This is a genomic window from Microbulbifer sp. JSM ZJ756 (assembly GCF_044383805.1).
GTDB classification, from domain to species: domain Bacteria; phylum Pseudomonadota; class Gammaproteobacteria; order Pseudomonadales; family Cellvibrionaceae; genus Microbulbifer; species Microbulbifer zhoushanensis.
Window position 1 is genome coordinate 193,440 of the sequence record NZ_JBISER010000004.1, and the last position, 24,941, is coordinate 218,380.

16 protein-coding genes are annotated in these 24,941 nt (G+C 63.4%); 13 read left to right on the plus strand and 3 right to left on the minus strand.

Annotated elements, in window-relative coordinates; translation table 11 throughout:
- The first annotated feature begins 54 nt into the window (after nt 1-54).
- Nucleotides 55-2,619: a serine/threonine-protein kinase gene (locus ACH6CX_RS08985; protein ID WP_233006320.1), complete on the plus strand. Its 2,565-nt coding sequence runs from the start codon at nt 55-57 to the stop codon at nt 2,617-2,619.
- Here ACH6CX_RS08985 and ACH6CX_RS08990 read toward each other — a convergent pair whose 3' ends face one another.
- Entirely contained in the window at nt 2,620-3,117 is a 498-nt protein-coding gene (locus ACH6CX_RS08990; protein ID WP_233006321.1) for a hypothetical protein, read from the minus strand.
- A gap of 1,107 nt (nt 3,118-4,224) precedes the next feature.
- On the opposite strand from ACH6CX_RS08990, the gene ACH6CX_RS08995 reads away from it, so the two are divergent.
- From ACH6CX_RS08995 to ACH6CX_RS09015, 5 genes are read left to right on the plus strand one after another with little or no spacing between them, the layout of a single operon-like run.
- Entirely contained in the window at nt 4,225-5,523 is a 1,299-nt protein-coding gene (locus ACH6CX_RS08995) for a S1C family serine protease (protein WP_396675323.1), read from the plus strand.
- Nucleotides 5,514-6,593, plus strand: coding sequence for an FHA domain-containing protein (locus ACH6CX_RS09000; RefSeq protein ID WP_233006323.1), 1,080 nt, complete (start codon nt 5,514-5,516; stop codon nt 6,591-6,593). Before ACH6CX_RS08995 ends, ACH6CX_RS09000 begins: the two co-directional genes overlap by 10 nt.
- Nucleotides 6,590-7,684, plus strand: a complete 1,095-nt coding sequence (hisC, locus tag ACH6CX_RS09005; protein ID WP_233006324.1) for a histidinol-phosphate transaminase — start codon at nt 6,590-6,592, stop codon at nt 7,682-7,684. The genes ACH6CX_RS09000 and hisC overlap by 4 nt, the downstream gene beginning before the upstream one ends.
- A 44-nt stretch (nt 7,685-7,728) precedes the next feature.
- On the plus strand, nt 7,729-8,595 hold the full coding sequence (gene mepA, locus ACH6CX_RS09010; RefSeq protein WP_233006325.1) for a penicillin-insensitive murein endopeptidase: 867 nt from the start codon (nt 7,729-7,731) through the stop codon (nt 8,593-8,595).
- 37 nt (nt 8,596-8,632) lie between these two features.
- A complete protein-coding gene (locus ACH6CX_RS09015) occupies nt 8,633-9,631 on the plus strand; it encodes a D-alanine--D-alanine ligase (protein WP_396675324.1) in 999 nt (332 codons plus the stop codon).
- Nucleotides 9,632-9,929: 298 nt separating this feature from the next.
- On the opposite strand, the gene ACH6CX_RS09020 is transcribed toward ACH6CX_RS09015, so the two are convergent.
- Nucleotides 9,930-10,496: an HNH endonuclease gene (locus ACH6CX_RS09020; protein ID WP_233006694.1), complete on the minus strand. Its 567-nt coding sequence runs from the start codon at nt 10,494-10,496 to the stop codon at nt 9,930-9,932.
- A gap of 757 nt (nt 10,497-11,253) precedes the next feature.
- Here ACH6CX_RS09020 and ACH6CX_RS09025 point away from each other — a divergent pair.
- The 5 genes from ACH6CX_RS09025 to ACH6CX_RS09045 all read left to right on the plus strand — a co-directional run bounded on the left by ACH6CX_RS09025 (nt 11,254) and on the right by ACH6CX_RS09045 (nt 18,023).
- Nucleotides 11,254-12,759, plus strand: a complete 1,506-nt coding sequence (locus tag ACH6CX_RS09025) for a PQQ-dependent sugar dehydrogenase (protein WP_396675325.1) — start codon at nt 11,254-11,256, stop codon at nt 12,757-12,759.
- Nucleotides 12,760-12,847: 88 nt separating this feature from the next.
- Nucleotides 12,848-13,111, plus strand: coding sequence for an exodeoxyribonuclease VII small subunit (gene xseB, locus ACH6CX_RS09030; protein ID WP_233006328.1), 264 nt, complete (start codon nt 12,848-12,850; stop codon nt 13,109-13,111).
- Nucleotides 13,112-14,023 carry a farnesyl diphosphate synthase gene (locus ACH6CX_RS09035; RefSeq protein WP_237062699.1) on the plus strand — a complete coding sequence of 304 codons (912 nt, stop codon included), beginning with the start codon at nt 13,112-13,114 and terminating at the stop codon, nt 14,021-14,023.
- 163 nt (nt 14,024-14,186) lie between these two features.
- Nucleotides 14,187-16,100, plus strand: coding sequence for a 1-deoxy-D-xylulose-5-phosphate synthase (gene dxs, locus ACH6CX_RS09040; RefSeq protein ID WP_396675326.1), 1,914 nt, complete (start codon nt 14,187-14,189; stop codon nt 16,098-16,100).
- A 63-nt stretch (nt 16,101-16,163) separates the two neighbouring features.
- Nucleotides 16,164-18,023 (plus strand): DUF885 domain-containing protein, encoded by a 1,860-nt coding sequence (locus ACH6CX_RS09045; protein ID WP_396675327.1) that lies wholly within the window; start codon nt 16,164-16,166, stop codon nt 18,021-18,023.
- A 312-nt stretch (nt 18,024-18,335) separates the two neighbouring features.
- Here the strand turns inward: ACH6CX_RS09045 and rsgA are convergent, their stop codons facing one another.
- Nucleotides 18,336-19,481 carry a ribosome small subunit-dependent GTPase A gene (rsgA, locus tag ACH6CX_RS09050; RefSeq protein WP_396675328.1) on the minus strand — a complete coding sequence of 382 codons (1,146 nt, stop codon included), beginning with the start codon at nt 19,479-19,481 and terminating at the stop codon, nt 18,336-18,338.
- Nucleotides 19,482-20,176: 695 nt separating this feature from the next.
- Here rsgA and pulA point away from each other — a divergent pair.
- Both pulA and ACH6CX_RS09060 read left to right on the plus strand, forming a co-directional pair.
- Entirely contained in the window at nt 20,177-23,530 is a 3,354-nt protein-coding gene (gene pulA, locus ACH6CX_RS09055; protein ID WP_396675329.1) for a pullulanase-type alpha-1,6-glucosidase, read from the plus strand.
- 211 nt (nt 23,531-23,741) lie between these two features.
- Entirely contained in the window at nt 23,742-24,815 is a 1,074-nt protein-coding gene (locus tag ACH6CX_RS09060) for an L-dopachrome tautomerase-related protein (protein ID WP_396675330.1), read from the plus strand.
- Nucleotides 24,816-24,941 lie beyond the last annotated feature (126 nt).

The window sequence follows — 24,941 nt, forward strand, 5'->3', positions numbered from 1 at the left end:
CCCGGACGGGCGGAGATGTAACGGACCTGTCGTCTCCAACAAGAATAAATGGCCATGGAAATCGCCGAACCACCACAGTCCCTGCTCGGTCGCTACCGGGTCGAGCGCGCGCTCGGCGCCGGCGGTATGGGCGTGGTGTACCTGGCCCGCGACACCCAGCTGCACCGCCCGGTGGCCATCAAGCAGCTGCGCGCCGACGCCACCACCGAGTCCGCCGGCGCCCGCATCCGCTCCGAGGCCCGCCTGCTGGCCCAGCTCAACCACCCCAATATTGTCCAGCTGTACGACGTGATCGAGCGCGATGGCGATATCGCGCTGGTAATGGAGTACGTGGAGGGCACCACCCTCAAGGAATGGATGCGCGAGCGCACCCCCACCCTGCGGGAGAAGCTGGACCTGCTGATGCAGATCTGCCGCGGTCTGTCCGAGGCCCACAGCCTGGGCATCGTCCACCGCGACCTGAAGCCGGACAATATTCTGCTGGCCATCGGCACCGGCGGGGTCACTGCCAAGATCACCGATTTTGGCATCGCCAAGTCGCTGCAGCAGGAAAGTACCGATATCACCCGCGAGGACCATGTGGCCGGCACCGTGGACGCCATGTCCCCGGAGCAACTGCAGGGCCAGCCCCTGTGCCCGCGCAGCGACCTGTTCAGCCTGGGCGCCATCGCCTACCAGCTGCTGTGCAACGCCCGCCCGTTCGACAAGGGCGACGGCGGCAGCCTGGCACTGGCCCACAAGGTAATTCACGAACCGCATATCCCGCCGCAGCAGGCCAGCCCCGAACTGCCGGAGCCCCTGGCCGCCCTGCTCGACCGCCTGCTGGCCAAGCAGCCCGGGGCACGCCCGGAATCCGCCCAGCAGGTCTACGAGGCGCTGGCCTTCCTGCACCAGCACCAGGCCGCCGACACCGACAGCGACGAATTCTCCGCCACCGTCACCGCCCTGCTGCGCAAGCCCCCCAGCCAGCGCCGCAAGCTGTACAAACGGCTCGGCTATGCCGCCGCCCTGGGCGCCTTCACCGTCGCCGGCTACCTCGGCTGGGAATACGCCACCCGCCTGGAACCGCAATATATCGCCGTGATGCCGGTGGAGATCCATGGCGAAGTGCGCGGCGAGGACAACGCCAGATCCCTCACCGCAACCATGGTGCGCCAGGCACTGATGAACTCGGTCTCGCAGCTGAAGGCCAGTGCACTGGTGAGTTTTACCCCGAAAGACGGGCAGGACTTTGATGCCCAGCTGCAGGCATTGCGGGACAAGGGCGTCACCGATGCGCTGTTTGCGCGGCTGGAATGTGCACGGGTGCGGTGTGAGATTGAACTGCAGCGGATTGGGCCAGCGGATGAGGTGGTAAAGGAGCAGGCGGGGTTTGCGTTTCTGGTGGATAAGCGGCAGGAGGCGGAGTATAGAATCGGGAATAGTGCAGCAGCGCTATTCCCTGATGGCTATGCCAAGTCTGCCAGCCAACAGGTACTGATGTCACAGTCGGACTACACCGATTACCTCGATATCGTCAGCCGCCTGGACAGCAAGGATGTAGCGGAGGAAGACCTGGCCACCCTCAATCGACTGCGTAGTATCCACCCGGAAAGCAGGATGGTCTATCACACGCTAGTCAATGTCTCCGCAATACTACACGTGCTCACAGGGGACAAACTCTACCTCGACTCGGCTTTATCGAAACTCAATGAGGCAAAAGAGTTCGGGATCGAGGAAACCACTGTCGATGAACTCAAGCTTTTCCTTTACAGCCTGGGGGATTATCAGGAGCAGTTTGAAGCCCTCTCTTCCAAGCTGGAATCATCGAATTATCCGATCGCCGAACTGAGAAACAGACGGGCCCGTTATTTTTACCGAAGCGGAAAGTATGAGGATGGTCTGCAGGAGGCAATAGAAGCAGCTCAACTCAACCCTTCGGCCGATAATCTGTATCTAATTGCCATCAACCAGACTGCAAGCGGCGACTATAGTGCTGCGCGTTCAACACTCGAGCGACTGACTGATAGCTATCCGGAACATTGGTCCTCCTATTCACTTCTGGGGGTAATCGAACTGGAGGGTGGCAACCTGCCAGAAGCGGAAGCAGCCATCACGGCCATCCCGGAGGAGCTACGCAGCTGGCGGACGAAGTCCAATCTTGGGAGTGTTTATTTCTTACAGCAGAAATACACAGATGCATTGCAAACCTTCCAGCAAGTACTATCCAGGGCACCGAACAACATCCCCACAATCGGGCAAATCGCCGAGACACACCTGATGCTCAATAACGCAGATAGTGCCAAAGCGTCTTTCATGCAGCTACTGCAATTAACTGAAAGGAAAGATGACTTGGAATCACGAATGTATCAGGCTATCGCTCAAGCCAATTTGAACCAAACCTCCTCATCAATCGCATTAACCATGAATCTGCTTCGGGAAGCCCCTGAAGACACCGACATAAAATACAATGCCGTACAAGTTTACTCTCTGGCAGGAGAATGGCGCTCAGCAAACTATTATATGGAGCAGCTACTAGAGCAGGGAATGAGTGCAGAGTGGTTTAACCTGCCGGCGTTCCAGCAACTCTGCACCCAACCCGAGACATCAGAAGAAGTTTCTTCCGCTATCTGTGACTGATTAAAGCGGATCAATCAGAGCGTTGGGGTCACCTGATACAAAGTGCACATTCAGCGAAGGGCTGTAGCAAAACCACAGGAAGGAGAAATCGTCCGCAACTTCCTCAACATCCCAGATCTTGATCTTCAGCTCCTTGCCGCCACTGTTATTTTTCACACGGGTACGGAACTGGTGACGGAAATCCGGGCTCAGGGGGATAATCCCGTCCAGCTGCTTGCAGCTCTCGAAATCCATAAACTGCAGGTCGTCAATACCGAACTCGGAGCTGTCCAGGGTCACATTGAGGGTCAGTGCACCCTGTCCACTCTTGATCTTGAAGTCCATATTGCCGAACGCCTCTGACGGGTCGAGGTTGCCCGCCTCGTTCAGCTGCCAGTACTGCGGCACGCCATTCTTGGCCGGCATCGGTTTCAGCACCAGGTCGATTTTCCGTCCCTGTTCCGGAAAGTTCCATTCCAGGGTTTTCAGGTCCGCGCACTTGATCTCTGAATTTTCCATTTCCAATTCCTGTATTCTTATTTCATCCAAATGGCCGCGGGATCCCGGTTCCGGAATCCCTTGAGGTCACCTGTGGCCCGGACTTCCCGCAGCGCCATCCCCTAAAACCGCGCGGTGTGGTGCTTTCACCCCTGCCCACACTCGTGCAGCGCCCCATAGAATAATCGCAACCCGCACCGGAACTCCATCACATTTCGAGTGTGACAGATAAAAAAAACCGGCAGCAACCAGGTTACTGCCGGTCCGAATGATGGTCCCAGCCATCGACGGTTACAACAACACTATCAAGAGCGAAATGGAGCCTCCTTGCCCCCGTCAGGCCCTTCCCCAAACCCCGGCACTCCAAGGCTCTGTGAAAGCCGGGGCCGGCCTGACGATCCAGCTTGCGCTGAATAGGTTTCCGTACCGTGCCGGGTCTCCCCGGCCTCCGGTCCATCGGATACTGCGGTCAGGGCATGGGCATCCTGCCCGCACACACTGCAATGGAGATGTGCCCCTGAACCCTGAGAGCCACTCTACGGATCGCGGGATTACAGGTCGATCACAGGGAATTACAGGCAATTACATGAACGGTTGCACACCGGCTGGGCGCCCTCTTTCGTATCAAGGGGGCGAACCCTGCGCCCTCGTAGAGGGGCGTGGGGAATTACGTAAAACCGTAGGAGCGGACCTTGTGTCCGCCCTGTATCCACGGAGACGCGGCGGACCGGGCGGACACCAGGTCCGCCCCTACGGGGTGGTGTTTTTCCTGGCTCTTAAAAAAAAACGGCCGTTTTCCCACCAGTTTTATACGGCGACACCGGGTCGAGCGCTGCGAAATCACACGTAACCGTAGGGGCGGACCTTGTGTCCGCCCTGTATCCACGGAGACACGGCCGGTCCGGGCGGACACGAGGTCCGCCCCGCAAGGCAAAAGACCCGCCTTTCCGGGCGAATCCTGCGGTAACTTCGGCTGCCGGCCAGTGACATGACGGCAACCCAACGACGTTCGCCGCAGCCGCGCCAGTCAACTTATTGACCGCAGGAAGTGCAACGCGGCGCCGTTTGTTGCACTATCTTATATTCCGTAATATCCACGGCCTTCTGCCCATAATTTAATCAGACATAATGTCCACATTTTGCATGCGCCTATTGATCCTGCTGTTGTGCTGTTTTTCCGGTTTCGCCGCGGCGCAGAGCTACGAGAAGCTTTACAGTGATTATCGCGACACGCTGTACCAGATCCGCCTGATCGAGAAATCATCCAACTCCAAGGCCGCCATCGGCTCCGCCTTCCAGATTTCCGCCGACGGCCTGCTGGCCACCAACTACCACGTGGTAGCGGAAGCGGTCAGCGACCCGGACAAGTACCTGCTGGAGTTTGTCTCGGTGGACGGCGACAAGGGCGGCCTCAAGCTGCTGGATATCGACGTGATCAACGACCTGGCGATCCTGCGCCTGGAGCAACCCGGCAAGTCCTACCTGCAGCTGGCCAGCGACACGCCGAAACGGGGCGAGACCATCGTCTCCCTGGGCAACCCGCTGGACCTGGGCATGACCCTGATTCCCGGCACCTATAACGGTATTGCCACCGGCAGCTTTTACGATCGCATCCACTTTGCCGGCTCCATCAACCCGGGCATGAGTGGCGGCCCCGCCATCAATACCCGCGGAGAGGTGGTGGGCATCAACGTGGCCACGGCGGGCAACCAGGTCAGCTTCCTGGTGCCGGTGGGGAAACTATCCCGGCTGCTGTCCCACTACCGCAAGCAGGGCAACTCCGTCGACCTGCATGAGGTGACCGCCCAGCAGCTCAAGGCGAACCAGCAACGCATTATTGACGCCATCCTCAGCGCCGAGTGGAAAAAGCGTGCCCTGGGCGAGGCCAGGGTGGTGGGCGAGATCATTCCCGCCATCCAGTGCTGGGGCAACACCGAGGAAGACGAGGACAACCCGGTCAAGCGCATCGACAAGGGCTGCACCGGCCAGGATGTGGTATTCCTCGCCGACGACTTCAACACCGGCCGGGTGGAGTACGAATTCTTCTGGTTCGAGGCCGACGACCTGCTGCCGGCGCGTTTCTACAGTGAATACGAGCGCCAGATGAGCACCTTCTTCCCCGGCAACGACGCCGGCGAGGAGGATGTCACCAACTTCAACTGCAAGCAGTCATTCACGGCCCAGCCCCGCGACCGCCAGCCGGGCGTACCCAAGGCCGAGAGCAACAAGCCGCCGGTGATCGCCCGCACCAGTTACTGCGTGCGCCGATACAAGGATTTCCCCGACCTCTACGACATCTTCTACCTGAGCCTGAGTGTCGACCGCAAGAACAACGCGCTGGTGAGCCATTTCACCCTGTCCGGGTTTACCCGGGAATCCGCCGAGGCGTTTACCGAGAAGTTTACGAGCGAGATCCAATGGCACTGATTATTGAGGAGCTGAACCGCGCCCGCCATGTGCAGGCGCGCTACCGCATGGACGGCGAGCGCCTGACCCTGGGCCGCGGCTACGGCAATGACGTGATTATCGAGGATGTGCACGCGGACCCCGCCCATGCGGAGATCGTGCGCGATGAGGACGGCGGCTTTGTGCTGCACGACCTGGACAGCGTCAACGGCACCCAGCTGGTGCGCAATATGTACGACAGCTCGATCAAGAGCGAGGACGTGGACCGGCGCCTGATCGAGTCCGGCGACGAAATCCAGGTGGGCCGCACCCACCTGCGTATCAGCCACTCGGAGTCGGCGGTGCCGCCCGCGGTGCCCCTGCATTCCCTCGAGGGCATCCTCGAGCGGCTGTCGCACCCGGCCAAGGCCATCAGCCTGCTGGCGGTGGTGGCGGCGCTGACGCTGCTGCTGGCCTACCTGAATTTTGCCGGTAGGCTGGAATGGACCGCGGTCATCAACCTGGCCATCGGCAGCCTGGTGGGCCTGCTGGTGTACGCCGGTGCCTGGGCGTTTATCGGCCGCGTGGTGCGCCACGACACCCGCTTCTTTGCCCACCTGTCAATCGCCGCGCTGGGGGCGCTGGCCTACACCAGCTGGGAATGGTTTCGCGGCCTGCTGGACTTCAATTTTGCCATCGGCAAGACCATGCCGCTGCTGAACTTTGCAGTGCTGGCTATCATCCTGCCCACCATGCTGTGGTGCGCCTGCTACCTGGCGCTGAATATCTCCCGCGGCTGGCGCTGGGCGGTATCGCTGCTGCTGCCACTGGGCTTCCTGGGCCTGGGGCTGGCGGAGGACATCGCCGGCATGGCCGAGTTCAGCGGTGTCCCGCAGATATCCACCACCCTCAAGTACGAGGACCTGCTGCTGCGCGAGCCGCAACCCATGCAGGAGTTCCTGGCCGAGTCTTCCGGCCTCTACGATATCGAGATTCCCGAGGAAGAGACCGGCAGCGGCTCAGGGGACCAGGCGCCGGAAGAAACCCCGGCAACCGACGGGGAGTCCCCGCAGGAACGCGCTGACGAAACCGGCATGGAGGAGCAGGCATGAACAATCCATTCTGGAGCCCGGCGCTGGCCGCACTCGAACCCTATGTCCCCGGGGAACAGCCCCGCGGCACCCGGCTGGTAAAGCTGAACACCAACGAGAACCCCTACCCGCCCTCGGCCCGGGCCATGGAGGTGCTGGCGGACCCGCAGTTGCCCGATGCCCTGCGCCGCTACCCGGACCCGGAATCCACCGAGCTCTGCGCCGCCATCGCCGCGCAGGAAGGCCTGGACCCGGCGCAGGTGTTCGTGGGCAACGGCTCCGACGAGGTGTTGGCCCACGCCTTTTACAGTTTCTTCCGCCGCGGCGCCGACGAGCCGCTACTGTTCCCGGATATCACCTACAGCTTCTACCCCGTGTACTGCCAGCTGTATGACATCCCGCACCGGCGGCCGGCACTGCGGGAGGATTTCAGTATTGCGGTGGAGGATTATGCCGGCCCGGCGGCGGGGGTGATCCTGCCCAATCCCAACGCCCCCACCGGCCGCTTCCTGCCCCTGGAGGAGATCGAGCAGCTGCTGCAGCTGCAGCCGGAACGGGTGGTGGCGATCGACGAGGCCTATATCGATTTCGGCGGCGACAGCGCCGCACAGCTGATCGACCGCTACCCCAACCTGCTGGTGATCCGCACCCTGTCCAAGTCCCACGCGCTGGCGGGCCTGCGCCTGGGCTACGCACTGGGGCAGCCGCACCTGGTGGAGGGGCTGCAGCGCACCAAGAATTCCTTCAACTCCTACCCCATCGACAGCGTCGCCCAGCGCCTGGCCGCCGCGGCCATCGGCGACAGCGCCTGGCTGCGGGAGACCAGTGCCAAGGTCATCGCCACCCGCGAGCGGGTGACCACCGACCTGGCGGCCCTCGACTTCGAGGTGGTACCGTCGCTGGCCAATTTTGTCCTGGCGCGCCCGCGCGCGATCGACGCCGAAACCCTGTACCTGCAGCTGCGCGAGCGGCAGATCCTGGTGCGCTATTTCAACAAGCCGCGCATCGGCGATTACCTGCGTATCAGCATCGGCACCGACGCCGAAATGGATGCGCTGCTGGAGGCCTGCCGGGAAATCCAGGCGACACAAGACAAGTCACAGACGCAATAACCGGAGCCTCTATAATGTGCTCTGGAGTCAGCAGTAGAGCGCTTATGTTTACCAGAAAAATGGCATCCCTGTTGCTCGGCGCCGCCATCGCGGCCGCCGGCCCCGCGGCTGCCGGTCCCGCCGGCGGCAATCCCTGGGAAGAGGTGGGGCAACCCGCCAGCCTGTCCCCGGCCAGTATCGGCACCTACACCAATGGCTGCCTCAGTGGCGCCCGGCAGATGCCCCTGCGCGGCGAGGGCTTCCAGCTGGTGCGCACCGGTCGCGACCGCCACTACGGCCATCCCGAGACGGTAAGCTTCCTGGAGGACTTTTCCCGCCGGGTGGCCCGGCAGGACCTGGGCCGCCTGCAGATCGGCGATATGTCCATGGCCCGCGGCGGGCCCTTTTCCTCCGGCCATCGCAGCCACCAGGTGGGCCTGGACATCGACATCTGGTACTCACAGGACAGGCGTGCCGGGGAACGGCCACTCACCGCCTGGGAGCGCGACAATATCTCCGCCATCCCCATGGCCGACACCGAGCAGCATCGCCTGATCGAGAAAAACTGGGACGAGCGAATTCCGTCTATCCTGCGGATAGCGGCGGAAGATGAACGGGTGGAGCGGATTTTTGTCCACCCCACCATCAAGCGCAAAATGTGTGACAGCGCCGGCTCCGACAACGAGTGGCTGCGCAAGGTGCGCCCCTGGTGGGGCCACAATTACCATTTCCATGTGCGGCTGGCATGCCCCGACGGCGAAGCCGACTGCAAGCCGCAGCGCCCACCCCGCGGCGAGCCCTGCGGCAGCGACCTGGACTGGTGGTTCAGCGACGAGTTTTACGCGCTGCTGCGGGCACCGGAAGAGCCGGCACCGAAGGAGAAACCCCGGCCCATGCCGGAACAGTGCGCCCGGGTGCTGACCGCGCCCTGAGGGCGGGAGATACCCGGGCGGAACAGGGACCACAACGATGATCAATACCCTGCTGATATGCGGTGGCGGTGGCAGCGAACACGAAGTGTCGGTGCGCACCGCTGAATTTATCCAGCGCCAGCTGCAGGCATTCGACGACCTGAACATTATCCCGGTGGAGATGGACGGCAACGGTCGCCTGGCGGACACTGCCGGGCGCGTCTTCCAGCTGGGCCAGGACCGCCACCTGCGCGGTGGTGACGGCGACAACGACACGGAAATCCACTACGTGATTCCCGCCATCCACGGCTATCCCGGGGAAACCGGCGACCTCCAGTCGATGCTGGAGCTCTATGGCATCCCCTACTTCGGCTGTGGCCCCGAGGCCAGCAAGACCTGCTTCAACAAGATCAGCGCCAAGCTGTGGCTGACGGCACTGGGGATCGACAATACCCCCTACCAGTTCCTGTGCAGCAACGATGCCGAGGAAGTGGCCAAGGCCACCATGGCACTGGAGAAGTGGGGGGAGATTTTCGTCAAGGCGTCCAACCAGGGCTCGTCGGTGGGCTGTTACAAGGTCACCTCTGCGGACGAACTGGCGGAGGCACTGGAACAGGCCTTCGGGTTGTCGCCCTATGTGCTGGTGGAAAAGTGCCTGAAGGTGCGTGAGCTGGAAGTGGCGGCCTATACCCACGGAGGCAAGCTGGTGGTCACGCCGCCCGGGGAGGTCTGCGCGCCGTCAGACACCTTCTACAGCTACGAGGAGAAGTATGCCGAAGGCAGCCGGGCGGTGACCCATGTGGAGGCACAGGGCCTGAGCGACGCACAGCTGGGCTGGATCCAGGCGGCCTCCCGCAAGGCGTTTACCGGCCTGCAGCTGAAAGACCTGTCGCGCATCGACTTCTTCCTCACCGACGACGGCGATATCTACCTGAACGAGGTGAATACCTTCCCGGGCATGACGCCGATTTCCATGTTCCCGAAGATGATGGAAAACGCCGGCCACGATTTTGGCGAGTACCTGCACGGCCTGATCAAAGCGGCCACCGCGTCCTGATTACCGGCCGGGCGGACACAAGGTCCGCCCCTACGTGATTAAGCGCCGGGAACAACCACAGTACCCGTAGGGGCGGACCTCGTGTCCGCCCGAATCACCCGCCGAATCCAATTCCGTTAAACCAGCCAGCCCTCCTTGCGCCCACTGGAAAACCGCACCCGCAGGAATTCCACCTGGTCGTCATTCCGTTGGGCCGGCTCACCGGCGCGGGCCGGCATCCACGTGCCCCGGGAAGAACGCCAATGACCGTAGGGGCGGACCTTGTGTCCGCCCGAATCACCCGCCGAATACAATTCCGTTAAACCAGCCAGCCTTCCTTGCGCCCACTGGAAAACTGCCCGCGCAGGAATTCCATCTGGTCGCCGCGGATCCGCTCGCTGTTGATCAGTGCCAGGTACTCGGCGGCGTTGGGGCAGAACGGCAGTGCCAGCAGGTCCAGCTCGATATCCTCCAGCAGCCGGTTGCCCTTGTGCTGGTTACAGCGGCGGCAGGCGGTGACCACGTTCTCCCACACATCGCGACCGCCCCGGGACACCGGGTGCACATGGTCGCGGGTCAGTTCGCCGGTGCGAAACTCACTGCCGCAGTAGAGGCAGGTATGGCGATCGCGGTAGAAAAGCGCGCGATTGGTGAGTGGCGGGCGCCGGCGCGGGCGCGCCATGCGCTCGCCGCCACAGGCGATGATCGCCGACAGGTCGAGGCTGGAGCGCTCGCCAAAGCGGTTAATACCACCGTGCACCCGCTGCACCACGCCACCCAGGGACCAGGTCACCAGCTCGCGCACATAAAGGCATGCGGCCTCCTGCCAGTTCAGCCACTCCAGCGGCTGCCCGGCAAGATTGAGACGCAGGATTCTCGCTTCCATCATGACACCCCCACTCCACCATTCGACCCAAAACCGATTGAAGACACCGGGACCCCCGCAACCGGGGCGCCAAAAACAACAGAATGCAAAAAGCAAAAAGCCCCGCGGGCGAGCCGGCGGGGCTTTAGCTGAAAATCGACAGTGAGGGAGAGAGAGCCCGCCCGGATATAGGAGGCTACAGGAATGGCGGACGTTTCTGGCACTAAATTACTGAATGCTTCACCCTCCGCCGGCCGCATCAAAAAATGGCCGGTTCGTTGAGATTAAAGCGGAATATTGTTTCAATTTCCAGACAGGAAAGCCGCAGGATGACAGTGGCGACACTAATGCGGATGGTGTCACTTTCCCTGGGCGCTGCACCGAGTTGCGGCGGCACCCGGTGAAAAAAACCAGGCGCCCAAATTAAAAACACCGCTCGGGCTTCCCGCCCGAACGGTGCGTCTCACAGGATGGTGCCCAATTCCGTGGGCGGAGCGGCTCACCTTTCCGTGTTCCCTTGCCGCTGTGGTCAGTCCCTTTCGCGTCCTTGCAATTACATTATGGACAGGGCGGGAAAATTTAACAGGGGAGATCGGCTGATTTTCATGTGCGAGATATCTCACAAGCGTATGAGATATCGCACGTGGCGGGCGCGGGCCCGACAGCCATGGGGAGAATTCCGGGGCTGGAGGTATGGAGAGCCGCTTCGTGAAGCGTTGCTCCGGGCGTTACTCTATTACAAACGATTACAATATCAAGAAAAGGCATAACCAACTTGTTGAAATACGCGCTAACTTTTGTCGCTGCGCTGGTCGCAGGACTCGCGGCCCTGTTATTCCTGACCCCGGGCGTGGATATCCCGTGGAAACAACTGACCGGTGGCGGCGATACCGATGAGCAGACTGTCCAGCGCCAGCTGCGCGCTGCGGAGGGCTACCGCGTCAACCTGTTTGCCGACGACCTGCCCAATGCGCGCTGGCTGGCGGTGACCCGCCGCGGCGACATCATTGTCTCCCAGCCCAAGCGCGGCCAGGTCTCCCTGCTGCACGCGGACCAGGATCGCGACGGGCGCAGCGACGAACGCCGTATCCTGATCGAGGACCTGAATCGCCCCCACGGGCTGCTACTGCACGAGGACTGGCTCTATATCGCCGAGAGCGACGCCGTGGGCCGGGTGGCCTTCGATCACTCCGACGGGCGGCTGGCGGGCAGCTACCAGCGCATCGTCACCGGCCTCGGTGACAGTGGCAACCACTGGACCAAGACCCTCGGCATGGGCCCGGACGGCTGGCTGTACCTGAGCAGCGGCTCCACCTGCAATGTGTGCGAAGAAGAAGACCCGCAGCGCGCCACCATCATGCGCTTCCGCCCCGATGGCAGCGGGCTGGAAATTTTTGCCACCGGCCTGCGCAACAGCGTCGGTTTCGACTGGTCACCGGTCGACGGCGCCCTCTACGCCACCGACAACGGCCGCGACTGGCTCGGTGATGATTTCCCGCCCTGTGAACTGAACCTGGTGGAGAAAGGCGCTTTCTACGGCTGGCCCTACGCCAACGGCGACCGGGTACCCGACCCGGACCTGGGCGTCGACGCCAGCGCCGCGATCCGGGAGAAGATCGCCGCCTCCCGCACCCCGGTGCACAACTTCCCGGCCCACAATGCACCGCTGGGCATCCGGTTCCTGCGCAGCCCGGCCCAGCCCGGGGAATACCGCGATGCGGCACTGGTGGCCCTGCACGACTCCTGGAACCGCTCGGTAAAAGATGGCTACAAGGTGGTGTCCCTGCACTGGGACGACAGTGGCGAGATTCGCCAGCGGGACTTTCTCTGGGGCTTCCTGGGGCCGGACCGGGACGAGGTCTACGGCCGCCCGGTGGCCATTGCCGAGGATGCAGCCGGTAATATTTACATCTCCGACGACTACGCCGGGGCCATCTACCGGGTCACCCGGGGCCAGCAGCGGGAAGCCGTCACCGCTGCCGGCGGTGCGCCGCGGGTCCAGGCCCCGCCCAAGCCGGTAGCCATCGACAGCGACGCCGCCCAGCGCGGCGCCGAACTCTACCAGCGGCACAATTGTGCGCAATGCCATGCCGAGCAGGTGGTGCTGGAGAACCTGTCGGGGAAATACACCCTGCGCTCCCTGGCGGACTATTTCGATGCCCCGACACCGCCGATGCCGGATTACGATTTCAGCCGCCCGCAAAAGCGGGCGCTGGCACACTACCTGATGTCACTGGAGCAGGACCTGGGCAATGCCCTGCCGGAGACGTCTCCGGGCACCTGAGTGCCCCGGGCAGCGAGATTGACCGTGGGCGCGGCAGCGGCTAAGGTTGCCGCGGCGCAATATACCACCAGGCTGAGGCAACAGGCTTATGGCAGCAAAAGAGAAACCCGCGACTTTTGAGCAGGCTCTGGGAGAGCTGGAACAGCTTGTGGAGCGCCTGGAAGCGGGCGACCTGCCGCTGGAGGACGCCCTGGCAGATTTCGAGCGCGGGGTGAAGCTGACCCGCGAATGCCAGCAGAAGCTGGCCAGCGCCGAGCAGAAGGTCAAGGTGCTGATGGAGGAGAACGGGGAGGTTCGCGAGCAGCCCTTCGATGCCGGTGATGACACCGACGAGCGCGGGGACGGCAACTGAGTGACCACGCCAGCACAATCCGCTGCCGGGCTGCAGGCTTTCCTGCAGGAGTGCGCTGAGCGGGTCGAGGCCCACCTGGACACCGTCCTGGCCCGGCCCGAACCCGGCGCCGAGACCCTGCACGAGGCCATGCGTTACGCGGCCCTGGGCCCGGGCAAGCGCCTGCGCCCGGCGCTGGTCTACGCCAGTGCCGCCGCCATCGACAGCCGCGCCGTCCGGCCGGAACTGTGCGACACCGCCGCAGCGGCGCTGGAATGCATCCACGCCTATTCGCTGGTACATGACGACCTGCCGGCCATGGACGACGACGACCTGCGCCGCGGACGCCCCACCTGCCATATCCAGTTTGATGAAGCCACCGCCATCCTCGCCGGTGACGCCCTGCAAACCCGCGCCTTCGAGTCGCTGGCTGACTGCGATGCACCCGCAGAGCTGCGCCTGCAGCTATTGCAGGAGCTGGCCCGGGCGTCGGGCGCCCACGGCATGGTGGCAGGCCAGGCAATCGACCTGGCGGCGGTCAACCGGCAGCCCGGCCTGGCCCAGCTGGAACACATGCACCGGCTGAAGACCGGCGCGCTGATCCGCGCCAGTGCGCGAATCGGCGCCCTGATCGCCGGCGCCGACCAACAGCGCCTGGATGCGGTGACCACCTACGCCGATGCCATCGGCCTCGCCTTCCAGGTGCAGGATGACATCCTCGATGTCACCGCCGATACCGCCACCCTGGGCAAAACCCAGGGTGCCGATGCCGCGCGCAACAAACCCACCTATGTCTCCCTGCTGGGGCTGGAGGGCGCGCGCAGCAAACTGGCCGCGCTGCACCGCCAGGCCCTGGAGAACCTGGCCGGGCTGGGCGGCGACTGCCGCCTGCTTGAGCAACTGGCTGACTTTATCGTCCAGCGCAGTCACTGACGCTACCGGTGCCGGCCGGAAGCCCCTGGCGCCCCCGCCAACCGGGATGCAATCTGCCCCCCACAGGCATACAATCCCCTGTTTGAATTGGTTGCAATTGATACCAGGCCCGTCCCCGCCGCCCCGCGGCCGCGCCCGCCCTGGTGTAGTTACAGGACACTCGATGTTCGACGAAATCCCCCGTACACGCCCGCACACCCCGCTGCTGGATTCCATTGACGAGCCGGCGCAATTGCGCGCCCTCGATGAGCGCCAGCTGCCGGAGCTCGCCTCCCAGCTGCGCGAGTACCTGCTGTACAGCGTCGGCCAGAGTGGCGGGCACTTCGGTGCCGGCCTGGGTGTGGTAGAGCTGACCATTGCCCTCCACTACATCTACAACACGCCGGAGGACCGGCTGGTGTGGGATGTGGGCCACCAGACCTACCCCCACAAGATCCTTACCGGTCGCCGCGAGCAGATGCACACCATGCGCCAGCAGGGCGGCCTGTCCGGCTTCCCCAAGCGCAGCGAGAGCCCCTACGACACCTTCGGCGTGGGCCACTCCAGCACCTCGATCAGCGCGGCACTGGGCATGGCCCTGGGCTCCCCGGAGGAGCGCAAGGTAGTGGCCGTGATCGGCGACGGCGCCATGACCGCCGGCATGGCCTTCGAGGCCCTGAACCACGCCGCCCACACGGGTCGCGATATGCTGGTGGTGCTGAATGACAACCGCATGTCCATCTCGAAGAATGTCGGCGGCCTGGCCACCTACTTTGCCCGTATCCTCGCCAGCAAGACCTACCTCAGCATGCGCGAGGGCAGCCGTAAGATACTGTCCGTGATCCCCAAGGCCTGGCAGCTGGCCCGGCGTACCGAGGAACACGTGAAGGGCATGATCACCCCCGGCACCCTGTTCGAGGAGCTGGGCTTCAACTATGTGGGCCCGCTGGACGGCCACAACCTCCACGACCTGGTGCATACCCTGCGCAACCTGCGCAGCCAGCGCGGCCCCCAGCTGCTGCATATCGTCACCACCAAGGGCAAGGGCTTCGGGCCCGCCGAGGAAGACCCCGTGGGCTACCACGCGCTGAACAAGCTGGAGCCGGAACCCAAGGTACAGGTGGCCGTGCCCGGAGAGCGCAAGCTGCCCAAGTACCAGCAGGTATTCGGCCAGTGGCTGTGCGATATGGCCGAGCAGGACGAGAAGCTGGTCGCCATCACCCCGGCGATGTGTGAGGGCTCCGGGATGGTGGAGTTCGCCGAGCGCTTCCCGGACCGGTTCCACGACGTGGCCATCGCCGAACAGCACGCGGTGACCCTGGGCGCCGGCCTGGCCTGCGAGGGCCAGAAACCGGTAGTGGCCATTTACTCCACCTTCCTGCAGCGCGGCTACGACCAGCTGGTGCACGACGTGGCAATCCAGGACCTGGATGTCACCTTCGCCATCGACCGCGCCGGCCTGGTGGGCGAGGACGGCCCCACCCACGCCGGCAGCTTCGACCTCACCTTCATGCGCTGCCTGCCCAATATGGTGATCGCCGCGCCCAGCGACGAGAACGAGTGCCGCCAGCTGCTCTTCACCGCCTACCAGCACGAAGGGCCCGCGGCCGTGCGCTATCCGCGCGGCACCGGCACCGGCGTCCGTATCGAGGAGGCCATGCAGGCCCTGCCCATTGGCCGCGGGCGCCAGGTGCGCGATGGTCGCCGGGTGGCGATCCTGAACTTCGGTACCCTGCTGGCCCCGGCCCTGGAAGCGGCCGCACGCCTGGACGCGACCGTGGCCGATATGCGCTGGGTGAAGCCCCTCGACGAGGCCCTGATCGATGAACTGGCAGCGGGACACGAGCTGTTGGTGACCGTGGAGGAAAACACCATTGCCGGCGGCGCCGGCAGTGCCGTGGCCGAGTACCTGAACGCGCGCGGCACTATGGTGCCACTGGCGCAGCTGGGCCTGCCGGACCGGACCATCGAACACGGCAAGCACAAGGACCTGCTGGCCGCTGTGGGCCTGGACGCGGATGGTATGGAAGAACAGATCCGCCGCCGGCTGGCACAGCTCGATGAGAAAAACATAAAGGGCCAGGCGGCGGCGTTTTAGTGCGCCGTCCCTGCCGCCCCGCAGAATAATTATTCAAGACCGCCTATTCCCAACGAGGTATCCATGTCTCTTTTCCGCAAATCCCTGATTGCCGCCATCGGCCTGTGTGCCGCGGCCGGCGCCACAGCCATGGAAGAACGCGCTTTCGACGAGGCCTTTGCCGAGCTGCCCGGCGACGGCGCCGCAGCCCAGCTGAAGGGCCTGCAGGACCTGCGCTACCGCTGGATCATGGAGAGCTACCCGGCGAGTGCCACTTACCGGGGCTACCCCGGTGTCGACGACCGCTGGACCGATGCGTCCCTGGACGGTATCAAGCGCCGCCAGGAGCAGACCCGTCGCATGCTCGCTGCCAGCCGCCAGCTCGACGAGGAGGCGCTGCCGGAAGAACTGCAACTGGATTACCAGCTGCTGTACCAGGACCTGCTGACCGAGGTGAAGGGTTTCCAGTTCCGCGACCACCTGTTGCCGGTCACCCATATGAGCGGCATCCAGCGCAATGTGCCCGGGGTCCTGAACGCCATGGCCAGGGGCAATGCCGATGACTACGAGAACATCCTCACCCGCCTGGAAAAGCTGCCGGCACTAGTACAGCAGACGCGGGAGCTGATGGCCCGCGGCCTGGAACAGAACATCACCCCGCCGCAGATCACCCTGCGTGACCTGCCGGACCAGATCCGCGCCCTGATCCCGGAGAACCCGGACGAGAGCCCGCTGCTGAAGCCGTTCAACGAGATGCCGGCGAGCATCCCCGCCGCCCAGCAGCGGCGCCTGAAAAAGCGCGCCCACGCCCTCTACCGCGACGAGCTGGCACCGGCCTGGCGCGTGATGGCGGAATTTGTGGAGCGGGACTATATCCCCGGTGCGGTGACCGACACCGCCTTTACCAGCCGCCCCGACGGCCTGCGCTGGTACGCCCACAAGGTGCGTGAGAACACCACCACCGCACTGAGCCCGGCGGAGATCCACCGCATCGGCCTCAATGAGGTAAAGCGTATCCGCGGCGAGATGCAGAAGATCATCGCCGAGACCGGGTTCGAGGGCGATTTCGATGCCTTCACCGAATTCCTGCGTACCGACCCGCGCTTCTTCCACACCAGCCGCGAGGCGCTGATGCGGGACTACCGCGATATCGCCAAGCGCATCGACGGGGAACTGCCGAAGCTGTTCGGCAAACTGCCGCGCCTGCCCTATGGTGTGAAGCGAATCCCGGAGTACTCGGAGAAATCCCAGACCACCGCCTATTACATGCCCGGCTCCATCGAGGCTGGCCGTGCAGGGGTCTTCTTCGCCAACACCTACGCGCTGGACAGCCGCCCGAAATGGGAGATGGAAGCCCTGACCGTGCATGAGGCGATGCCCGGCCACCACCTGCAGATCGCCCTGGCGCAGGAACTGGAGGGTGTGCACCCACTGCGTCGGCTGGGCGGCTACACCGCCTTCGTCGAGGGCTGGGGCCTGTATTCCGAGAGCCTGGGCCACGACCTGGGCATGTACCAGGATCCCTACAGCCGCTTCGGCGCCCTGACCTATGACATGTGGCGCGCCGTGCGCCTGGTAGTGGACACCGGCATGCACCAGCTGGGCTGGAGCCGCGAGCAGGCGATCGAGTACTTCATGAATAACAGTGCCAAGCCCCGGCACGATGTCACCGTGGAGATCGACCGCTACCTGGTGTGGCCGGGCCAGGCCCTGGCCTACAAACTGGGCCAGCTGAAAATCAAGGAGCTGCGGGCCGCGGCGGAAGAGGAGCTGGGTAACAGTTTCGATATCCGCGCCTTCCACGACCACCTGCTGGGTGCCGGTGCCCTACCGCTGAATGTGCTGGAAAACCGCATGACCGCCTGGATCGAAAGCCAGGCCTCACAGCGCGCCAACAACGGGACAACCAAGAGCAGCGCCGGGCAGGCCGCCGCTTCCCTGTAACCCACCTCCCGGGGCGGGCATCCCGCCCGTCCCCTCCCCGGGCGAACTCAAGGTTCGCCCCTACGCCCAACGATTCACCTGTATCCGACTGCGAGGGCCGGGGCGCCCCGGAGGTCGCCGTAGCACCCGGGAACCCCACCGCGCGACCGTAGGAGCGGCCGCTGGCCGCGACGCAGGGCATCAGCATCTGAGGGCGCCGCAACCGGGCGAACACAAGGTTCGCCCCTACAATCCTGATTCACCGATAGGGGCGGATCTTGTATCCGCCCGCACCTGCGCCGGCCTGGCTCCGGAGCCTGCGCCGGCAGACTGTCAGTCCCCGCGCTGCTTGCGGTTGCGTGCATGCCCCTGCACCGCCCGGTACATTTGCCCCAGGGCTTTATCACCGGCGCGTTGCTCTGCCAGCGTGCGGTTGTTACGGGCAACTTCCCGTTCCAGCTTGCGCCAGTTGTGCAGTCTGCGCTCGTCCAGCTCGCCGCTGTCCAGCGCCGCGATTACCGCGCAGCCCGGTTCCGACTGGTGCCGGCAGTCGGCAAAGCGGCACTGCGACGCGAGTACCCCGATATCTCCAAACGCCTCCTCGAGTCCCCCCTCCACACCGGCGAGCCCCAGCTCCCGCATACCCGGGCTGTCCAGCAGCAGGGCGCCCCCCGGTAGCGGGTAGAGTTCCCGGTGGCGGGTGGTATGGCGCCCCTTGCTGTCGTCCTCGCGGATAGCGGCAATGGCGGCTTGTTGCTCGCCGCTCAGGGTATTTAGCAGGGTCGACTTGCCCACCCCGGAGGATCCCAGAAGAGCCACTGTTTCGCCCACTCCGCACCAGCCCCGTAATGGCTCCACGCTGTCCGGGTCAGTGGCATTGAGTGCCAGCGCCTGGATATCGGGCAGCTCCCGCAGCCGGTCCAGGTAATCCCCCGGGGCGTCACACTGGTCCGCTTTTGTCAGCACCACCACTGGCCGCGCGCCGGTGGCCCGTACCAGCGCCAGGTAACGCTCGATACGCGACAGGTTGAAGTCGTGATTGCAGGAGGACACCACCACCGCAGTGTCCACATTGGCTGCGATCAACTGGGTGCGCTGCCCCCCGGGCGCCATGCGCTGGAACAGGCTCTGCCGTTCCAGGCAGCGCTGCGCCCGGCGCGACTCCCGGTCCAGCAGCAGCCAGTCGCCCACGGTGACACGCTGCCCACTGGTATCACCGGACGCCGGCTCGTTGAAAAATGTGCCGCCCAGGGCCAGGACTTCCTCGCCCTGCTCCCCGGCCAGCAACAGCCGGTCCCGGTGTACGGCCATCACCCGAAGCGGATCACAGGCCTCCAGCTCCTCTAGAGCCAGTTGTTGCTGGAAGAAAGGCTTCCATCCCAGCAGTTGCAGCGGGGAAAGTGATGGTGCCGTGGCGCGCCCATTATCAGCACCGCCGTGACGGATCGGCGGACGGCGTGAAATCAGTGATTTGCTCATTGCAGTAAACCCGGTTTTTGCGCACAGGCGCGAGTCAGCCACACCAGAAAAGGTGGCGGGCGGATTTCCGGTAAGGGGAAACCCGGCGAATCGATGGAAACTTGTCGCCGGGTGGAAGCGCGGGTTCGCGGCGCGAGGCAGGTGCAGGCACCAGCCCGGATGCGCGGGGAACGGATTTGGCGCTACACGGCCCGGCGGAGGGTAACGACAATCATCTGGGATCCTCCGTGGCAAAGTGTGGACAGGAATAACCTGTGGGAAATTAGCACCGGGGGCCGGCGCCCGCAAGCCTGCAGCCGGGCGTAAAAAACTCTGAAGGGGAAGCGGAAACGAAAAAGCCGGCGAAACGCCGGCCTTTATACCCAGCTATAGCGAGTGCATCACCTTTCTCGACTCGCCACAACCAGATGGACTGAGTATAGACAAAGAGAAATTCATGCAATGCCTTACTCGCAAACAATATTCCCCTGACCCCGTTTCCGCCCTGTGACACTTTTATAAAAATTATGTGACAGCGATCACCTGAAAAGAGGGACGAGACGCCAAAAGGGCCCACTTATTACCTCCGCCCCCGGGGGTGGGAGGAGGCCGCCGTTTGGGTGGGGTTCAATGGGGACAGGGGGAAGTTCCTGACACTCCCCGCTCAATCCAGAACGACAAAGCCTCAATAACAATAAACCCGAGGAACCACACCTATGCGATCCACGAGAGTCCTCCCGATACCGGCGCGCCCCGCGCACCTGGCCCTGGCAATCACCGCCGGTGTGCTGGCCACCAGCCTGCCGGCATATGCCAGTGACACCCCGGCCCCCGCCGCCGTGAACATCCCCGGCACTGTCCAGGGCCCCATCGGCTGCCCCGGTGACTGGCAGCCGGAGTGTGCCGCCAGCATGCTGGGTTACGACAGCGCCGACAACAAGTGGCAGGGCAGCTTTCCATTGCCCGCCGGCTACTACGAATACAAGACGGCCCTGAACAGCAGCTGGGATGAAAACTATGGCCAGGGCGCCATCCGCAACGGCGGCAATATCCCGCTGCAGCTGGATAGCCCCCGTGACGTTAAGTTCTATTACGATCACGAGACCCACTGGATTACCGACAGCGTCAACAGCACCATCGCCACCGTGGCCGGCAATTTCCAGTCCGAGCTCGGTTGCCCCGGCGACTGGCAGCCGGACTGCCTGCGCAGCTGGATGCAGGATGTCGACGGCGATGGCATCTACACCTTCCTCTCCACCGAGATCCCCGCCGGCAATTACGAGTTCAAGGTGGCCCTGGACGAGAACTGGAGCGAGAGCTACGGCAATAACGGCGGCAATGTGCCCTTTACTGTGGACGCTGACGGCGACGAGATCTATTTCGCCTTCGATACCAGTACCCGCCAGGTCACCGTCAGCACCGACGGCATTCCCCGTGGCGACCTGGGCCTGGACAAGGCGCACTGGGTCGACAGCCAGACCTTCGCCTGGAATATCTCCATCGGGGAAGGTGACACCGTCATGCTGCATTACAGTGACAGCGCCGGGCTGGTACTGGGTGCCGATGGGGTCAGCGGAGACGGTGCCGTCGCACTCCAGCAGACCGGCGGGCTGCCCGCGGCAGCACAGGAGAAATTCCGCCACCTGTCCGGTTACACCGCCCTGACCCTGCCGGCAGATGCACCCGCGATCGAATCCCTGGTGCAGAAGCAGCTGGCGCTGGCGGTGTACGACAGTGAGGGCAAGCTGCGCGATGCCACTGGTATCCAGCTACCCGGCGCTCTCGATGACGCCTTCACTTACGACGGCAAGCTCGGCGCCGAGGTGCTCGATGACCGGGTTGTGTTCCGCCTCTGGGCCCCCTCCGCGCGCTCCCTCAACCTGCAGCTGTTCAGCACCTCCGGCCAGGACTCCGCGGACATGGTGGTCCCCATGCAGCGCGACCCGGAAACCGGCGTGTGGACCGCCGAGGTAAGCAGTGAGTGGGACCGCAAGTTCTATCTCTACGAGGTTGAGGTCTATTCCTACTTCAGCCGCGACATCGAGACCAACCTGGTAACGGATCCCTACTCCCTCAGCCTGTCGGTCAACAGCGGCAAGAGCCAGGTAATCAACCTGGACGATGCCGACCTGAAACCCCGCGGCTGGGACCGGCTGCGCAAGCCCGCCCTGGCACAGCCGGAGGATATCTCCGTCTATGAGCTGCACGTGCGGGATTTCAGTATCGAGGATGAATCCGTTGCCGAACAGCAGCGGGGCACTTTCAGCGCATTCGCACAGCGCAACAGTGATGGCATGCGTCACCTGCGCCGCCTGGCCAGGTCCGGCCTGACCCATGTGCACCTGCTGCCGGCGTTTGATTTTGCCACCGTCAACGAGGATCCCTCACAGCGGGCGGCGACACCGGACCTCAGCATGTACGCGCCCGATAGCCCGGAACAACAGGCGGCGGTCAATGCGATCCGCGATGCCGACGGCTTCAACTGGGGCTACGACCCGCTCCACTTTACGGTGCCCGAGGGCAGCTACAGCACTGCGCCCGATGGCGCCGCGCGGATTCGCGAGTTCCGCGAAATGGTGCAGGGGCTGGGCAAGAGTGGCCTGCGCCTGGTAATGGATGTGGTTTACAACCACACCAGTTCCTTTGGCCAGTACCAGAATTCGGTTCTGGACAAGATCGTCCCGGGCTATTACCACCGCCGCAACGGCGACGGCGGCGTGGAAATGAGCAGTTGCTGCGCCAACACGGCCAGTGAACACGCCATGATGGAAAAACTGATGATCGATTCCATGCTGGTGTGGGCCCGAGACTACAAGGTGGACGGTTTCCGCTTCGACCTGATGGGCCACCACAGCCTGGACAATATCCTCAACACCAGGGAGGCGCTGGGCGCACTGACCCCGCAGCGGGACGGTGTCGACGGCGGCAGCATCTACCTCTACGGTGAGGGCTGGAACTTCGGTGAGGTGGCCAACGATGCCCGCTTCAAGCAGGCGCGCCAGTCGAATATGGCCGGAACCGGTGTGGGCACCTTCAACGACCGGCTGCGCGACAGTGTGCGCGGCGGTAACCCCTTCGGCGGCTACGAGGAGCAGGGCTTTGGTACCGGCCTCTACACCGACTCCAATGGCCGCTTTAACAATGGCGAAGGGGGTGGTGACAACGAACGCGCCACCCTGTTGACGCTGGCGGACAAGGTGCGGGTTTCCCTGGCCGGCAACCTGGCGGATTTCCCGCTGATCGATTCCTACGGCAACGTGATTACCGGCGCGGAGCTGGTCTATAACGGCCAGCCCACCGGCTATACCCGCGACCCGCAGGAGTCAATCAACTATATCGCTGCCCACGACAACGAAACCCTGTTCGACGGCATCCAGATCAAGGCCAACAGCAGCGCCACTATTGACGAGCGCGTACGCATGCAGGCCTTCAGCAATTCACTGGTGCTGTTTGCCCAGGGAGTGCCGTTTATCCATGCCGGCCAGGAATTCCTGCGCTCCAAGTCCATGGACCGTGACAGCTACAACTCCGGTGACTGGTTCAACGCGCTGGATTTCAGTTTCAGCAGCGGTAACTGGGGTGTGGGCCTGCCGATCGCGGACAAGAATGAGGACAAGTGGCCGTTGATGGCGCCGCTGCTGGCCAACCCGGATATCGCACCGCAGCGCAAGCATCGCCTCGACACCATTGCACTGTTCCGTGAGCAGCTGGCGATTCGCAACAGCTCGCGGCTGTTCCGCCTGCCCGATGCCGACGCCGTGGTGGAGCATGTGCGGTTCCTGAATATGGGACCGGACCAGGTGCCGGGACTGATCGCCATGCAGCTGCTGGATGAGGAAGGCCGGTTCGATCGCCGCCACAAGGAGATACTGGTGCTATTCAACGGTGATGACGAAGCGGTGGCGTTTTCCAGCAAGGAACTGCAGGGCAAGCCATTCGTGCTGCACCCACACCAGCGGCACTCCGCAGACCAGCGCCTGCGCGGGGTGGATTTCGATCGCCGGTCCGGCAGTGTCTCGATTCCGGGACGGACCACCGCGGTACTGGTCAATTACCGCGGCTCGCACTGACCGACTGACAGGCAGCAACCCCACAGGGCCGGCATTGCGCCGGCCTTTTTCTTGCGCGCTTGAAGGGCTTTTTGCTGCCCGGGGGTGACGCTATGCTGTAATTTCAACAGGCTGCAGCTGTCGCCGGGTCATCCAGTGGCGCACAAGCCACCGTAAATGACAGGCAGTTTCCCAACCGATTCCCCGCTATAACAGCCCGGAGATATCACGGATGAGCTTACTCAGAAGACTGCTGACCGTCAGCATTTTTACTCTGCTATTTACTGCCAATGGCCACTCCGCCGATACGGGCCCAACACAGGCGGAAAAGGTCAGTGCCATCCAGGGAGTGCAGACAACCGGCATCACCGTTACCGACGCTGGCAGGATCTTCACCAATGCACCGAACTGGCGGGATGGCGTGCCCTTTGCCGTCGCAGAGGTCGACCGGGACACTGGCGAGTACCTGCCCTACCCCAATAGCGCCATGAACCGTTGCGTGGCAGACAGCACTGCCCGGGATGACTGCTTCCTGGCCGTGCAGTCCGTGGTGGCCCATGACAACAAACTCTATGTCCTCGATACACGCAACCCGAAATTCCAGGGTGTGGTAGATGCTCCACGCATTTTCGTTCTCGACCTGGACAGCAACAAACTGGAGCGCGTGCTTTTACTCAGCAATGCCGGCTATCACCCCGATTCCTACATCAATGACCTGCGCATTGATAGGGCGGCGGGCCGCATCTACATGACGGATTCCAACCACCCGGGGCTGGTGGTTTACGAGCTGGCCCAGGGAGAGAATGGGGACAAGGGGAAGAGCTATCGGGTGCTGGACGATCACAAGAGCACACGGGCGGAGCAGGACTACCTGACCATCGACGGTAAGCGCTGGAACAATACGGTGCACAGTGACGGTATTGCCCTCGACCTCAAAGACAAGGTGCTCTATTTCCACGCCCTGACCGGTTACACCCTGTATGCAATCGATACCCGTTACCTGGAAGACAGTGGGGACGCCGCCGCCCACGTCCGCAGGGTGGCGAGGACCAGCGCCCCCGATGGCATGATCCTGGACCAGCAGGGCAACCTGTATTTCGCCGACCTGGAAAACCATAAAATCCTCTACCGCGATCCAGCCGGGGAGACACATGTGCTGGTGGAAGGTGACAGGGTTCGCTGGGCCGACACCTTCAGCATTCACGACGGTATGCTGTATTACACCAACAGCCGCATCCACGAGGTCACCGGGCCCATCGACGATATGGAGTTCGGTATCTACCGGGTGCCGCTGCCGGGCCTCTGAGCGCTGAAGGCAGCACCGCTGCCGCGAATATAACGCCGGGAGGAAACCCGCCCTGCAGGCGAGTGCCGCGGAAAAGTGTTTGCAAGGACAGGGGTTACAGCGCGGGGGATGCGGGCGGACACAAGG

Bases quoted from the DNA above. Each gene is read 5' to 3' on its own strand.
- ACH6CX_RS09015 (WP_396675324.1), top strand. From the start codon at position 8,633: ATGATCAATACCCTGCTGATATGCGGTGGCGGTGGCAGCGAACACGAA.
- ACH6CX_RS09000 (WP_233006323.1), top strand. From the start codon at position 5,514: ATGGCACTGATTATTGAGGAGCTGAACCGCGCCCGCCATGTGCAGGCG.
- ACH6CX_RS09060 (WP_396675330.1), top strand. From the start codon at position 23,742: ATGAGCTTACTCAGAAGACTGCTGACCGTCAGCATTTTTACTCTGCTA.
- ACH6CX_RS08985 (WP_233006320.1), top strand. From the start codon at position 55: ATGGAAATCGCCGAACCACCACAGTCCCTGCTCGGTCGCTACCGGGTC.
- ACH6CX_RS08995 (WP_396675323.1), top strand. From the start codon at position 4,225: ATGTCCACATTTTGCATGCGCCTATTGATCCTGCTGTTGTGCTGTTTT.
- ACH6CX_RS08990 (WP_233006321.1), bottom strand. From the start codon at position 3,117: ATGGAAAATTCAGAGATCAAGTGCGCGGACCTGAAAACCCTGGAATGG.
- ACH6CX_RS09020 (WP_233006694.1), bottom strand. From the start codon at position 10,496: ATGGAAGCGAGAATCCTGCGTCTCAATCTTGCCGGGCAGCCGCTGGAG.
- ACH6CX_RS09045 (WP_396675327.1), top strand. From the start codon at position 16,164: ATGTCTCTTTTCCGCAAATCCCTGATTGCCGCCATCGGCCTGTGTGCC.
- hisC (WP_233006324.1), top strand. From the start codon at position 6,590: ATGAACAATCCATTCTGGAGCCCGGCGCTGGCCGCACTCGAACCCTAT.
- xseB (WP_233006328.1), top strand. From the start codon at position 12,848: ATGGCAGCAAAAGAGAAACCCGCGACTTTTGAGCAGGCTCTGGGAGAG.
- rsgA (WP_396675328.1), bottom strand. From the start codon at position 19,481: ATGAGCAAATCACTGATTTCACGCCGTCCGCCGATCCGTCACGGCGGT.
- mepA (WP_233006325.1), top strand. From the start codon at position 7,729: ATGTTTACCAGAAAAATGGCATCCCTGTTGCTCGGCGCCGCCATCGCG.
- dxs (WP_396675326.1), top strand. From the start codon at position 14,187: ATGTTCGACGAAATCCCCCGTACACGCCCGCACACCCCGCTGCTGGAT.
- pulA (WP_396675329.1), top strand. From the start codon at position 20,177: ATGCGATCCACGAGAGTCCTCCCGATACCGGCGCGCCCCGCGCACCTG.